Source organism: Kaistia nematophila (genome assembly GCF_026343855.1).
GTDB lineage: Bacteria > Pseudomonadota > Alphaproteobacteria > Rhizobiales > Kaistiaceae > Kaistia > Kaistia nematophila.
Genome location: NZ_JAPKNK010000010.1, coordinates 186,274 through 200,333, shown reverse-complemented (window position 1 = coordinate 200,333; position 14,060 = coordinate 186,274). Strand labels below are relative to the sequence as shown.

Sequence of the window (14,060 nt, the reverse complement as noted above, 5' to 3'; positions counted from 1 at the left end):
TGATGTATAGGGAGACGGCCGGCCGGCGTCAACGATTATTTCGAACAATTTTGGCCGGGATCGCTGCCCTGGATCCAGTCATGTGGATAAGCCGGCTTCCACCGGACCGGAAACCGCAGGATCCCGCCGCATTAGCCAAACCATTGAAAATTCTTAATATTCGTTAACCGTCGCCTGCGCCGCCGCCGTCCGCATCCCTGCCTCTTTCAGCGCCAGTGCCCCGCCCGGAAACTGAGCCGGCGTCCCCCGGTCAGCTCTGAACGATGAGCTGCCCCCTCCTCACTCTCCCTCCCCCACGCCTCAGCCATATTGATGACATGAAGAGGGTCGATTTCAGGTCACCGCTCCTGGATGCGCCGCTTCGGTTCAAGCCGGCTTCTATCACGCACGGGCGCGCGAGTGTTTGGCGGCTGCCGCGGAAACGACGGCCCAGCGGCCTGCGATCCCTAGGGATGTCGGACCACTTCGTTGACTTGAGACAGAGCGGACGGCAAATTCCTCCGTCACGCGAGGCAGGCTCCAGGATCATATGACAGGCAGTCGCAAAGCTGCCGACGACGGGGAGAAGACGAAACCGTGAAGGCATCGACGCGCGGCGGCGCGCCAGCAAGAGGGACGAACGGCGCGCGGATCGACCTAGGCCGCGAGCCGCCTTTGACGGTTGGCGACACGCGCGAGGGCGTCCCGCAGCGCCGGAGCGTCAGCATCCGCTGGCTGACCGGCACGGTCCTCACCGGCTTTACCTCGACCATCCTGATGGGCGGCGCATTGATGGCCGCCCTGGACGGCCGCCACCAACTTGCGTTCCCGCCGGAGGCCGGCCGCACCCTGCGCGCCTCGGAAGCGGGCGGCGACGTGCCGCTCACCAATGGCGCCAAGGGCGACCGAATGCGGACCGCGCGCGAGCCCGCCACCGATCGCCAGATCGTGCAGGTCTCGACCGTCACCAAGCAGGGCGATCGCGATCTCATCAAGCTCAAGCCCTTCGCGCGTATCGCGACGCCGATCGCCACCGCCATCACCGCGCTCAGCGACGGCGTACCGGCTTATGATCCGGTCAAGATCGTCGCCGGCGCGGCCGGCGCCCGCGACAAGGGCAGCGACAAGAACGACACCCCGCCGCCGGCGGCGACCGAGAAGCTCGGCGTCATCGACGACGAAGGCGCTTCGGGTGACGGCGGTGACGACGGCATCATCATAGACGGCGCCGCCAGCGACGCGGCCGACGACACCAGCAATGGCACCGGCGCTGACGTGGTGGCCGTGGGCGCCGAGCAGGAGCAGATCTACGGCGCCAATGTCGAGGGCGAGGTCTCGATCAAGGTCAGCGACTTCCCGGTCAACGAGGCGCCGCAGGCCGAGGAGCCGAGCTTCAGCCCGGAAGAGGCCGAGCAGGTCGCCCGCGCGTCAACCCAGACCACCTTGTCGAACGGCGTCCAGATCGCTGCCATGCCCTATGTCGATCCGGACCGCTTCTCCTTCGACGAAAGCGGAACGGATCCCTTCTCGGCCCTTGGCGTGCGGATCGTTCCGGAGAACGTCTCCTTCGTCTCCAAGTCCGGTCCGGCCATCCCTTCCGACGAACGCGTCGCGGTGGTGGAGAAGAAGGAAACCCTCGGCGACATCCTCGCCGAGAACGGCATCGCCGAGGACGAGTCGAAGAACATCGTCTCCGCCATGTCCAACCTGATGGACCTTTCGGACCTGCAGGCGGGCCAGAAGGTCCGGATTCTCTTCTCCTCGGAAGGTGAGTCGCCGAAGCCGATGCGCGTCTCCATCTATGACGAGGGCTCGCACCAGGCGACGGTGGCGCGGCGCGACGACGATACCTTCGTACGCGCCGACGAGCCCGAGAGCTCGACCGACGAATTCGAGATGGCCGAGCCGGCGCCCGCCGATGACGGCCCGATGCCGCGTCTCTACCAGGCCGTCTACGAGACGGCGCTGGAGCAGAAGATCCCGGGCCCGCTGATCACCGAACTCATTCACATCTTCTCCTATGACGTCGACTTCCAGTCGCGCGTTTCGCCGGGCGACTCGCTCGAGGTGTTCCATTCGCTGCCCGACGCCGGCAGCGACGACGAGGAGATCCTCTACGCGGCGATCACGCTGGACGGCGCGACGAAGCGCTACTACCGCTACCGCTCGCCGGATGACGGCGTCGTCGACTATTTCGACGAGGAAGGTCGCAGCGCCAAGAAGTTCCTCGTCCGCAAGCCGATGAATGGCGGCGTGCTGCGCTCCAATTTCGGCTACCGCAAGCACCCGATCCTCGGTTACACGCGTCTGCATCCGGGCGTCGACTGGGCAGCGCCGCGCGGCACGCCGATCCTCGCGGCCGGCAACGGCGTCGTCGAGAAGGCCGGCTGGAGCTCGGGCTATGGCAACTTCACGCTGATCCGGCACACCAACGGCTATGAATCGGCCTATGGCCACCAGTCGGCGATCGCCAAGGGCATCCGGCCGGGCGCCAAGGTTCGGCAGGGCCAGGTCATCGGCTATGTCGGCTCGACAGGGCTCTCGACCGGCCCGCACCTGCACTATGAAGTGCGCATCAACAACAAGCCGGTCGATCCCCTGCGCGTGCGCCTGCCTCGCGGGCGCGTGCTGCAGGGCGACATGCTGGTCGCCTTCAAGCAGGAAAAGGCGCGCATCGACACGCTGATCGGGATGCCGGCCAGTTCAAAGGTCGCCGCCATCAACACCGACGAGGACGCCACCAACTAGGCCCTTTCCAAAGGGGAAAGCGGTCCTGGCCACAATCTAGAACGGGAGGCCTTCGCGGAAGGCTCGATGTTACCGGAAAGCGACAGAAAGACAGCTGCGGCAAGGCCGCCGCGCCAGGCGGCGCGGCGGCCAGCCTTTGCTTTCATCCGCCTCGTCTGAGGCGATCCTCGCTTCCGGGGTGCCCGCCGCGACACGGTTCGCGCACGCACCGGCATGGACAAGACCATGAACTATTTCGAGAGCCCCTTCCTGGGCAAGCCGCTGACCGAACAGGTCACCAATCCCAACATCGTCGTCGGCCGCTACAGCTACTATTCCGGCTACTATCACGGCCACTCCTTTGACGACTGCGCCCGCTACCTGATGCCCGATCGCAGCGATGTCGACCGCCTCGTCATCGGCAGCTTCTGCTCGATCGGCTCCGGCGCCTCCTTCATGATGGCCAGCAACCAGGGCCACCGGAACGACTGGGTGACGACGTTTCCGTTCTTCTTCGTGCCCGAGGAGCCTGCCTTCGCCGGCGCGATCAACGCCTACGAGCCGGCCGGCGATACGGTGATCGGCCATGACGTCTGGATCGGCGCCGAGGCGATGGTCATGCCCGGCATCCGCATCGGCCATGGCGCGGTGATCGGCAGCCGGTCGCTGGTGACGAGGGATGTCGAGCCCTACACCATCGTCGGCGGCAACCCGGCCCGGCCGATCCGCAAGCGTTTTGCGGACGAGGCGATCGCGATGCTGCTGGAAATGGCCTGGTGGGACTGGGAGATCGAGCGGATCCGGGACGCCATGCCCCTGCTCTGCTCGGGCGACGTCGCGGCGCTCCATCGCCACTGGCTGGATCGCGCGGGCTAAGCCGGCGGGACCGCCCAAGGCGTCATCAAGAAAGCGAAAAGCCGCGCCGCATCGCTGCAACGCGGCCTTTTGGATGGGAGGGCATGCCGCTTGCGGCATGCCCGACATCACGGTGGCTCAGGCAGCCTGCGAAGCGGTCTCGCCGCGCGGCAGGAACAGCAGCCTGTCGGTGCCGGCCGTGATCTTGATCAGCGAGCCGTCGGCGATCTCCCCGGCCAGGATCTTGTCGGCGAGCGGATCCTGCACATAGCGCTGGATCACCCGCTTCAGCGGACGCGCACCATAGGCCGGGTCGTAGCCCTTCTCGGCCAGCCAGCTCCGCGCCGTATCGTCCAGCTCCAGCGTCACCTTGCGCTCCTCGAGCAGCTTGGCAAGGCGGCCGAGCTGGATTTCGACGATCCGGCCCATCTCTGCCTTCTTCAGGCGATGGAACAGGATGATGTCGTCGAGACGATTCAGGAACTCGGGCCGGAAATGCCCGCGCACCACCGCCATGACCTGCTCGCGCACGCCATCGACATCCTCGTCGTCGCGCAGATGCGCGAGATAGTCGGAGCCGAGGTTCGAGGTCATGATGATGATCGTGTTCTTGAAATCGACCGTGCGACCCTGACCATCGGTCAGGCGGCCATCATCAAGAACCTGCAGCAGCACGTTGAAGACGTCGGGATGCGCCTTCTCGACCTCGTCGAACAGCACGACCTGGTAAGGCCGACGCCGCACCGCCTCGGTCAGCGCACCACCCTCCTCATAGCCGACATAGCCGGGAGGCGCGCCGATCAGCCGGGCCACGGAGTGCTTCTCCATGAATTCCGACATGTCGATGCGGACCATCGCCGTCTCGTCGTCGAACAGGAACGAAGCGACCGCCTTGGTCAGCTCCGTCTTGCCGACGCCGGTCGGGCCGAGGAAGAGGAACGAGCCGATCGGGCGGTTCGGATCCTGCAAGCCGGCGCGCGCCCGACGAACCGCCGTCGCGACCGAATGCACCGCCTCCGCCTGGCCGACGACGCGACGCGCCAGTTCGTCTTCCATGCGGAGCAGCTTCTCGCGCTCGCCCTGCAGCATCTTGTCGACCGGAATGCCGGTCCAGCGCGATACGATCTGCGCGATGTGGTCAGGCGTCACCGCCTCCTCCATCATCGTGCTCGTCTGCGCCTTCTCGGCCTCGACCAACTGACGCTCCAGCGTCGGGATCGTGCCATAGGCCAGTTCGCCCGCCTTGGCGAGATCGCCGGTGCGCTGCGCCTTGTCGAGGTCGCTGCGCGCCTGATCCAGCTGTTCCTTCAGCTTCTGCGCCGCGTTCAGCTTCTGCTTCTCGGCCTGCCAGCGCTGGGTGAAGGCGGACGATTCCTCCTCGAGGTCCGTCAGTTCCTTCTCCAGCCGCTCGAGCCGGTCCTTCGAAGCCTGGTCGGTCTCCTTCTTCAGCGCCTCGCGCTCAATCTTGAGCTGGATGATACGGCGATCGAGTTCGTCGAGCGCCTCCGGCTTGGAATCAACCTGCATGCGCAGCCGCGCCGACGCCTCGTCGACCAGGTCGATCGCCTTGTCGGGCAGGAAGCGGTCGGTGATGTAGCGGTTCGACAGCGTCGCGGCGGCTACCAGGGCGGAGTCGGTGATCCGCACGCCATGGTGCAGCTCATACTTCTCCTTGATGCCGCGCAGGATCGAGACCGTGTCCTCGACCGTCGGCTCGCCGACGAAGATCGGCTGGAACCGCCGGGCGAGCGCCGGGTCCTTCTCGACATGCTTGCGGTATTCGTCGAGCGTGGTGGCGCCGACGCAATGCAGTTCGCCACGCGCCAGCGCCGGCTTCAGCAGGTTGGACGCGTCCATCGCGCCGTCCGCCTTGCCCGCACCGACGAGCGTGTGCATCTCGTCGATGAACAGGATGATGCCGCCATTGGCCGCCGTGACCTCGGAGAGCACGGCCTTCAGCCGCTCCTCGAACTCACCGCGATATTTGGCGCCGGCGATCAGCGCGCCCATGTCGAGCGCCAAAAGGCGCTTGTCCTTCAGGCTCTCCGGCACGTCGCCATTGACAATCCGGAGCGCCAGCCCTTCCGCGATCGCGGTCTTGCCGACGCCCGGTTCGCCGATCAGCACCGGGTTGTTCTTGGTACGGCGCGACAGAACCTGGATGGCGCGGCGGATCTCATCGTCCCGGCCGATGACCGGATCGAGCTTGCCGTCGCGCGCAACCTGGGTGAGATCGCGGGCATATTTCTTCAGCGCGTCATACTGGCCCTCGGCGCCGGCGGTGTCGGCGGTTCGGCCCTGGCGCAGCGCCTCGATGGCGCGGTTCAGGCCAACCGGCGTCACGCCGGCATCCTTGAGGATGCCAGAGGTCTTCGCGTCCTTCTCCAGCGCCAGGGCAAGGAGAAGACGCTCGACGGTAACGAAGCTGTCGCCCGCCTTCTTGGCGAGGTCGGATGCCTGCTGGAATACCTTGGCAAGCGGCGGGGCCAGATAAAGCTGGCCGGCGCCACCGCCGGAAACCTTCGGCATGGCCTCCAGCGCGCGTTCGGTCGCCGCCAGCGCCTGGCGGGAATTGCCGCCGGAGCTGTCGATGAGACCGCCAGCGAGGCCTTCCTCGTCGTCGAGCAGAACTTTCAGAAGATGTTCGGGCGTGAACTGCTGATTGCCACGCGTCATAGCGAGCGTCTGCGCCGACTGGATGAAGCCCTGCGCGCGCTCGGAATAATTGTCAAAATTCATAACTATGCCTCCTGACCCGGTCCCAACGCCTCGAAAGCACGAATGGGCCGCTCTGAAATATGGACCTCAGTCCAGCGACAGCCAAGCTTGGGCCTGCCGCCTGATCCGAATATGGTGTGGCCATCCTGCAACAGGAAGGGGCAGCGCCCACAATTTTGGCGCGCACGTCGCAGATCCAGCGGGCGCGCAGAAATATCGGGAAAAACCCATTCCGAATAGCGGGTTAGGCGCAGCCGGGCCAAGTCATGCGGCGTCCGGCCCGCCAACGAAAAACGCCCGGGCGCTGGCGCCCGGGCGTTTCAGGATCTTGTGAGAGGGGGCGTCGCTTACTCGTCGCTACCCGACTCGCCGGCCAGCGCCGGCTCGGAGCCGGCCTCGCCCTCGGAGGCGCGGGCTCGGGTGCGGGTGGTGCGACGACGGCGCGGACGGAACTCTTCCTCGTCGGCCGAGGCGGAAGCCTCGGTACCGAGATCGAGGGTCGGCGCCGCCTCGGCGGCGGCAGCACGCTCGGCCTTGGCCGCGCTGCTGCGAGAGGCCCGCGCGCGCGGCGCGGCAACCGCTTCGGCCGGAGCCGCAGCGACCGGCTCGGCCTTCACGGCTTCGACGGGCGCGACCTCAACCGCGACCGGTTCCGGCTTGGGTGTTTCGGCCTTGGGAGCCTCGACCGGAGCCGCTGCGGCGACTTCAACGACCGGCTGGGCGCGCGGCACGTCGACGACCGGCTGGGGCGCCGGTTCGCCTGTCACGAAGCGGGGAAGCTGCGAACGCTCGTTGCGGTCACCGCGATCCGGACGGTCGCCGCGATCCCGACGCTCGCCGCGCGGCTGGCGATCGCCGCGATCCGGGCGGTCGGTGCGGATCTCGTTGCGGTCGGAACGATCGCCGCGGTCGCCGCGATCCTGCCGGTCCGAACGAGAACGCTCGAAGCGCTCCTGGCGATCACCGCGTTCCTGGCGGTCTCCACGCTCCTGACGGTCGCCGCGCTCCTGGCGCTCGGAACCTTCACGCGGCTCGCCGCCATTCGATCCGGAACCGTTGACGTAGGGCTGCGGGTCGTTCAGGCCAACATTGCCGTCCTGGTCGCGCTGCTGGGGCTGCTGACGCTCATGATGATGAGCCTGGCCGAACCGCTCGCTGAAGCGGTCGTCTTCCTCGTCGAGCCCCTCGTCGTCCGCGTCGGCGCGATAGGCCGGCTGCGGCTGCTGGGAATTCTGCGGGTTCTGGGCCTGCGCGGCGGCGATGACGCGGAAATAGTGCTCCGCGTGCTGCAGATAGCTCTCCGCCATCACGCGATCGCCCGACGACTGCGCGTCGCGCGCCAGCGTCACGTATTTTTCCGCTATGTGAAGGGCAGTGCCGCGGATCTTCACGTCCGGGCCGTTGCTCTCATACGAGCGGGTCAGCGGGTTGGGGCCCTTACGGTTATTGTTGTTGCCGTTGTTGTTACGCCCGCGCATCCGCTTGTTGTTATTGTTGTTCTGCTGTCCTTGTCTCATGAATTTTCTCTTCCGTGACCAACAAGGTCAAACAATCTCATCGACCGAATCCAAACGCCGGCCGGACAAAATCCGTCGATCGGCCGCCTCGGGCTGAAGCCCGAAACGCCGGGACCGGCGAAAGCGATCGTCACTCTTCCGCGGATCAAGGCAGCCGAGGGACCCTTGGGGCCCTTGGGCAACCTGGCCACCGCCGAGGCGGGGCGTCCTGGGAAATCGTGTCGTACCGAACAGAGATGACGCTCGAGGCACCGGAGCCCGGTCGATCTCCCCCGATCCGACCCCTACGGCCATCTGGTGGCCCTTGCCGCGCCGCTCCCGCGCGACGCTTGCGCTTCGACGTTCGGGAGACGCATCAATCTATCTGCGGCGGCTCGAAAACTAGCCGTTCCGCGCCCACTTTCCAAGCGGATTATTCAAATCCGCCCGGCTTGCTTCCCGTCGGCAACCAATTGGAACGGTGGATTTCCACCACGCGATCATGCCCCGCGAGATCGGCATGTACCACCGCCGCGAAGCCGGCCTGCTCCGCGAGCGCCGACAGCGACTGTGCCTGGTCGAATCCGATTTCGAAGAAAGTCGCACCGCCCGGCCGCATCATCCGGTCCAGATCCGCGACGATCGCTCTGTAAGCATCGAGGCCGTCATCACCTCCATCCAGCGCCAGCAACGGATCGTGGTACCTGACCTCGCGATCCAGCGTCTGGATGACTTCGCTCCTGATATAGGGCGGATTTGAGACGATTACATCGGCCGGCGCGGAACTTTCGCCCCAGGAGCCGCGAATGAACAGGCTTCGATCGCCGAAGCCGAGCCGCTCCGCATTGGCGCGCGCGGTCCGCGCCGCGGCTTCGGAAAGATCGACGCCAAGGCCGATCGCCTGTGGCAATTCGCTCAGAAGCGCGATCAGGATGGCGCCGGTGCCGGTGCCGATATCGACGATGCGAAACGGCCTGTCGCGACCCTGTGTCCGGTCGATCCAGGCCAGCGCCGCCTCGACCAGAGTCTCCGTGTCGGGACGCGGCACCAGGGTCGCGTCGGCGAGCTGAAAGGTGAGGCCCCAGAATTCCTTTTCGCCGAGGATGCGGGCGACCGGCTCGCCGGCGAGCCGGCGTTCGATCGCTGCCTCGATGGCGCCGATCTCTGCGTCGGAGAGCGCGCGATCGTCGATCAGGACGAGCCGATCCGGCGCCACGCCGAGGGCTCCCGCGACCAGAAGCCGGGCGTCGAGCGCCGGCGTCGCGTCCGTTCCGAGTTCCGCCAGCCGCCTCGCCGCGGCGCGGCGCACGGCGCCGAGCGTGGCGGCCGGCCCAGTCATGTATCGAGCGCGGCCAGCAAGCCTGCCTGATGCTCGGTGATCAGCGGCTCGATGATTTCGTCGAGCGCCTCGCCGGTCATCACCGCCTCGAGCTTGTAGAGGGTGAGGTTGATGCGGTGGTCGGTCACCCGGCCCTGCGGGAAATTATAGGTGCGGATGCGCTCGGAGCGGTCGCCCGAGCCGACCTGGCCCTTGCGGTCGGCGGCGCGCTCCGACGAGAGACGCTCGCGCTCCATGTCGAACAAGCGCGCGCGCAGGATCTGCGTCGCCTGGGCGCGGTTCTGGTGCTGCGACCGGCCCGCGACGACGATCACGGTCCCAGTCGGCAGATGGGTGATGCGGACGGCCGTGTCGGTCGTGTTGGCATGCTGGCCGCCGGCCGACGAGGCACGGGTGGTGTCGATCTTGATATCCTCGGGGCGGATGTCGATGTCGACGTCCTCCGCCTCCGGCAGCACGGCGACGGTCGCCGCCGAGGTGTGGATGCGGCCGCTCGCCTCCGTCGCCGGCACGCGCTGCACACGATGCGCGCCGGATTCGAACTTCAGCCGCGCAAACACGCCCTTGCCGGTGACGTCGGCAATGATTTCCTTGTAGCCGCCCGCTTCGCCCTCGCTCTCCGAGAGAACCTGGATCCGCCAGCCATGGAGCTGGGCATAGCGCTGATACATCCGGAAGAGGTCGCCGGCGAACAGCGCGGCCTCGTCGCCGCCGGTGCCGGCGCGGATTTCGAGGATGGCGCTCTTCTCGTCGGCGGCGTCGCGCGGCAGCAGTAGGACGCGGATTTCCTGCGTCAGAGCCTCGACCTGCGCCTCGAGCGCGCCGCGCTCCTCCTCCGCCAGCGCCGCCATCTCGGGATCGCCGGCGAGATCGTCCAGAGCCTCGCGCTCGGCGACGGCGGCCTTCATCCGGTTCACCGCCTCGACGATATCCTGCAGTTCGGCGCGCTCCTTGGACAATTGCACCAAGGTCGCCCCGTCGCTGGTCGCGGCGAGCTTCTGGTCGATGACCTCGGCGCGGGCGACGAGGTGATTGATCTTTTCCCAGGGAAGACCGGGCGGCAGCAAGGAGGTCAGATCGGTATGCCTTCAGCTTCGGCGAAGGCGACGAGCGCCGCGCGGACGCCGTCCTCGCCATTATCCAGGGCCAGTAGAGGATCGAGCACAGCCTTGAGCCGGCCGATGTCGAGCGCGAGCAGCATCGCCTTCACCGGGCCGATCGCGGCGGCCGACATCGACAAAGACCGGAAGCCGATGCCCGCCAGCGCCATCGCGGCGAGCGGTCGGCTGGCGATCTCGCCGCAGAGCGTCACCGGCGTCTCGTGCCGGTCAGCCCCCTCGACGATCATCCGCAAGGTGCGCAGGAAATGGCGCGACAGCGGGTCGAACCGGCTGGCGACGCGGGGGTTTCCGCGGTCGCTCGCGGTCATGTACTGGAGCAGGTCGTTGGAGCCGACAGAGACGAAATCAACCGCCTGCATCAGCGAATCGAGCTGGAACAGCAGCGCCGGCACCTCGACCATCGAGCCGAGCAGGATGCGCGAGGGCTCGCCATGGCCATGCCGGCGCAATTGCGCGACCTCGCGGTCGAGCAGCGCCCGTGCCCGGTGAATCTCGCCCACCTCGGTGACCATCGGCAACATGACGCGCAACTCGCGGCCGGCAGCCGCGTGCAACAGCGCGCGCAACTGCATGCGCAGAAGGCCGGGGCGGTCGAGGCCGAGGCGGATCGCGCGCCAGCCGAGCGCCGGATTTTCCTCCGGCTGCATGCGCATATAGGGCAGCACCTTGTCGCCGCCGATATCGAGCGTACGGAAGGTCACCGGCCGGTTGCCGCTGGACTGGAGCACGGCGGCGTAAAGCGCCGTCTGCTCGTCCATGCGCGGCATGGTCGAGGCGACCATGAACTGCAGCTCGGTGCGGAACAGGCCGATGCCCTCCGCGCCCGCTTCGGCCAGATGCGGCAGGTCGACCAGCAGGCCGGCATTCATGTTGAGCGAAACGCGGTGGCCGTCCTGGGTCACGGCCGGCTTGTTGCGCAGCAGGCGATACTGGGCCTGGCGCTTGGCGCGGAACTTGACCTTCTCGCCATACGCGGCCTCGACATCGGCCGGCGGCCGCACATGGGCCTCGCCAGTATCGGCGTCGAGGATGATCGGATCGCCGTTCTCGACCAGCGAGACGATATTGGCGGCGCGACCGATGGTGGCGATGCCGAGCGCCCGAGCGACGATCGTCACGTGGCTAGTCGCCCCGCCTTCCTCGAGCACCAGGCCGCGCACGCGGTTGCGGTCATAGTCGAGCAGCTCGGCGGCGCCCATGTTGCGCGCGACGATGACGCTGTCCTTGGGCAGGCTGGCGCCGTCCGGGCCGTGCGACTTGCCCATCAGCTCGCGCAGGAGCCGGTTGGCGAGATCGTCGAAATCGTGCAGTCGCTCGCGCAGGTACGGGTCGGTCTGGCGCTGCAGGCGGGCGCGCGTGTCGCTCTGCACCTTCTCGACCGCCGCCTCGGCCGAAAGGCCGTTCTGGATCGCCTCGTCCATGCGGCGGACCCAGCCGCGGTCATAGGCGAACATGCGGTAGGCTTCGAGAATGTCGCGGTGCTCGCCGGCCAGCGCGATATCGTCGCGCGAGAGCATGTCGTCGACCGACAGGCGCAGATTGGCGATCGCCTGCTCGAGGCGACGGCTTTCCTTGTCGGTGTCCTCGGCGATCAGCTGGGTGACGACGACGCGCGGCTCGTGCAGCACGACATGGCCGAGCGCGATGCCGTCCGAAAGCGGGGTTCCCTTGAGCGAAAGCGGGCGCTTGACGTCGAGCGACGTGCCAGGCCGGGCGAGACCCTGCAGCTCGCCGACGGCGATCATCTCCGCCAGCACCATCGCCGTCGTCTGCAGCGCCTCGACTTCCTCGTCGTAATAGGTGCGGTGCGCGCGGTTCTGCACGACGAGGACGCCCAGCGTCCGGCCGGCGCGCAGGATCGGCACGCCGAGGAAGGCGTTGTAGATCTCCTCGCCGGTTTCCGGGAGATAGGCGAAGGACGGGTGGCTCTGGGCGTCCTGCAGATTGAGCGGACGCGCCTCGGAGGCGATCAGGCCAACGAGGCCCTGGCCGACGCGCAGGCCGGCATGGTGCACCGCCGAGCGGTTCAGGCCCTCGGTCGCATAGAGTTCGAGCACGTCATCGGCGCGCAACACATAGACCGAGCACACCTCGGCGACCATGTTGGCCGCGATCTGGGCAACGATCTTGTCGAGCCGGTCTTGCGCGCTGATCGGCTCCGCCATGATTTCGCGCAGGCGACGGAGCAGGACGCGCGGCCCGGCGAGTGACCCCCGCATGGTCCGCCTTCCGCAATTCGAGAGCTTTGACGGGCTTCGACCATCGAAATCCGTCTCGGGAAGCCGGCCGATTCGGCCGGTTCCCCGCATGCTTCCTGCCTAGTCGTGGCACGAGTTGGGCAGAAGGTAAAATGCTGTTTCGTCGGGTCGGAAAGCCTGTTGATCAGGCGGCGTCCAGCCCATAGAGCGTGTGCAGCGTGCGCACCGCCAGCTCGGTGTAGGGCGCATCGATCAGGATCGAAATCTTGATCTCCGACGTCGTGATGGCGCGGATATTGATGCCCTTGGAGGCGAGCGCCTTGAAGGCCGAGGCGGCGACGCCCGCATGGCTGCGCATGCCGATGCCGATCACCGACACCTTGGTCAGATCGCGCGAGCCCTGGACGCTGGCATAGCCGATCGATTCGCGCGCCTCGGCCAGCACCTTCCAGGCCCGGTCGAAATCGGTGTTCGGCACGGTGAAGGTCATGTCGGTGGTCGTGCCGTCTTCCGAGACGTTCTGCACGATCATGTCGACATTGATGTTGGCTTCGGCCAGCGGCACGAACACCGCGGCGGCGACGCCGGGTTTGTCGGCGACTTCACGCAGCGAGATCTGAGCCTCGTCCTTGGCGTAGGCGATGCCGGTGACTACCTGCTTTTCCACGATCTCGTCCTCGTCGCAAATGAGGGTGCCTGGGGGATTGTTGGGATCGCCGAGCGCCGGATCTTCCGGATCGACGAAGCTGGACCGCACGAAGGTCCGCACGCCATGCACCATAGCCAGTTCGACCGAGCGCACCTGCAGCACCTTGGCCCCGAGCGACGCCATCTCCAGCATTTCTTCATGCGAGACGCGGTCGAGGCGCTTGGCCTTCGGCACCATGCGGGGGTCGGTCGTGTAGACGCCGTCGACATCCGTATAGATGTCGCAGCGGTCCGCCTTGATCGCGGCGGCGATCGCGACGGCGCTGGTGTCGGAACCGCCACGGCCGAGCGTCGCGATGCGGTTGTCCGGGCCGAGGCCCTGGAAACCGGCGATCACGGCGACCTGGCCCTGCTCCAGCCGCTCGATCAGCCGCGCGCCGTCGATGTCGACGATACGGGCGGCGCCATGCGCGGCGTCGGTGCGGATCGGGATCTGCCAGCCCTGCCAGGAGCGGGCGTTGACGCCCATCTCCTGCAGCGCGATCGCGAGGAGCCCGGATGTCACCTGCTCGCCCGAGGCGACGACGGCGTCATATTCGCGCGCGTCATGCAGCGGCGCGGCGGCGCGCGTCCAGTTGACGAGTTCGTTGGTCTTGCCGGACATGGCCGAAACCACGACGGCTACCTCGAAGCCCGCATCGACCTCGCGTTTGACGTGACGAGCCACATTGCGGATGCGATCGATATCGGCGACGGAGGTACCGCCGAACTTCATCACCAGCCGGGCCATCAGCAACCTTTGGAAGCAGTTTCCGCGGAAGATGCGGAAGAGATTGAAGGAGTTCCGGCTAACAACAACCGGACGGGCGCCTTCATAGCGACTTCGGCCAGAAGCCGCAACGGCGTCGGCGCGGCCCGCGGAGGAAGCCACCGCAAACGCCGATTCCGGCCGCGACAAGTCGACCCCGGCTGCCGTCCG

8 protein-coding genes are annotated in these 14,060 nt (G+C 66.9%); 2 read left to right on the top strand and 6 right to left on the bottom strand.

The window, feature by feature from the left end; all coding sequences use genetic code 11:
- Positions 1-654 precede the first annotated feature (654 nt).
- Positions 655-2,727, top strand: a complete 2,073-nt coding sequence (locus OSH07_RS20530) for a M23 family metallopeptidase (protein WP_266340552.1) — start codon at positions 655-657, stop codon at positions 2,725-2,727.
- Positions 2,728-2,952: 225 nt separating this feature from the next.
- Positions 2,953-3,582 (top strand): type B chloramphenicol O-acetyltransferase, encoded by a 630-nt coding sequence (gene catB, locus OSH07_RS20525; RefSeq protein WP_266340551.1) that lies wholly within the window; start codon positions 2,953-2,955, stop codon positions 3,580-3,582.
- Between the two features lie 117 nt (positions 3,583-3,699).
- Here catB and clpB read toward each other — a convergent pair whose 3' ends face one another.
- The 6 genes from clpB to OSH07_RS20495 form a co-directional block, all read right to left on the bottom strand.
- The gene (gene clpB, locus OSH07_RS20520; RefSeq protein ID WP_266340550.1) at positions 3,700-6,300 is read right to left on the bottom strand and encodes an ATP-dependent chaperone ClpB; all 2,601 of its coding nucleotides are present in this window, start codon (positions 6,298-6,300) and stop codon (positions 3,700-3,702) included.
- 326 nt (positions 6,301-6,626) lie between these two features.
- Complete coding sequence (locus OSH07_RS20515) at positions 6,627-7,796, bottom strand: DUF4167 domain-containing protein (protein WP_266340549.1); 1,170 nt, start codon at positions 7,794-7,796, stop codon at positions 6,627-6,629.
- 412 nt (positions 7,797-8,208) lie between these two features.
- Positions 8,209-9,114 carry a peptide chain release factor N(5)-glutamine methyltransferase gene (gene prmC / locus OSH07_RS20510; protein ID WP_266340548.1) on the bottom strand — a complete coding sequence of 302 codons (906 nt, stop codon included), beginning with the start codon at positions 9,112-9,114 and terminating at the stop codon, positions 8,209-8,211.
- Positions 9,111-10,181 carry a peptide chain release factor 1 gene (gene prfA, locus OSH07_RS20505; protein WP_266340547.1) on the bottom strand — a complete coding sequence of 357 codons (1,071 nt, stop codon included), beginning with the start codon at positions 10,179-10,181 and terminating at the stop codon, positions 9,111-9,113. The genes prmC and prfA overlap by 4 nt, the downstream gene beginning before the upstream one ends.
- Before the next feature lie 5 nt (positions 10,182-10,186).
- Complete coding sequence (ptsP, locus tag OSH07_RS20500) at positions 10,187-12,454, bottom strand: phosphoenolpyruvate--protein phosphotransferase (RefSeq protein ID WP_266340546.1); 2,268 nt, start codon at positions 12,452-12,454, stop codon at positions 10,187-10,189.
- Positions 12,455-12,617: 163 nt separating this feature from the next.
- Complete coding sequence (locus OSH07_RS20495) at positions 12,618-13,871, bottom strand: aspartate kinase (RefSeq protein WP_266340562.1); 1,254 nt, start codon at positions 13,869-13,871, stop codon at positions 12,618-12,620.
- Positions 13,872-14,060: the final 189 nt, after the last annotated feature.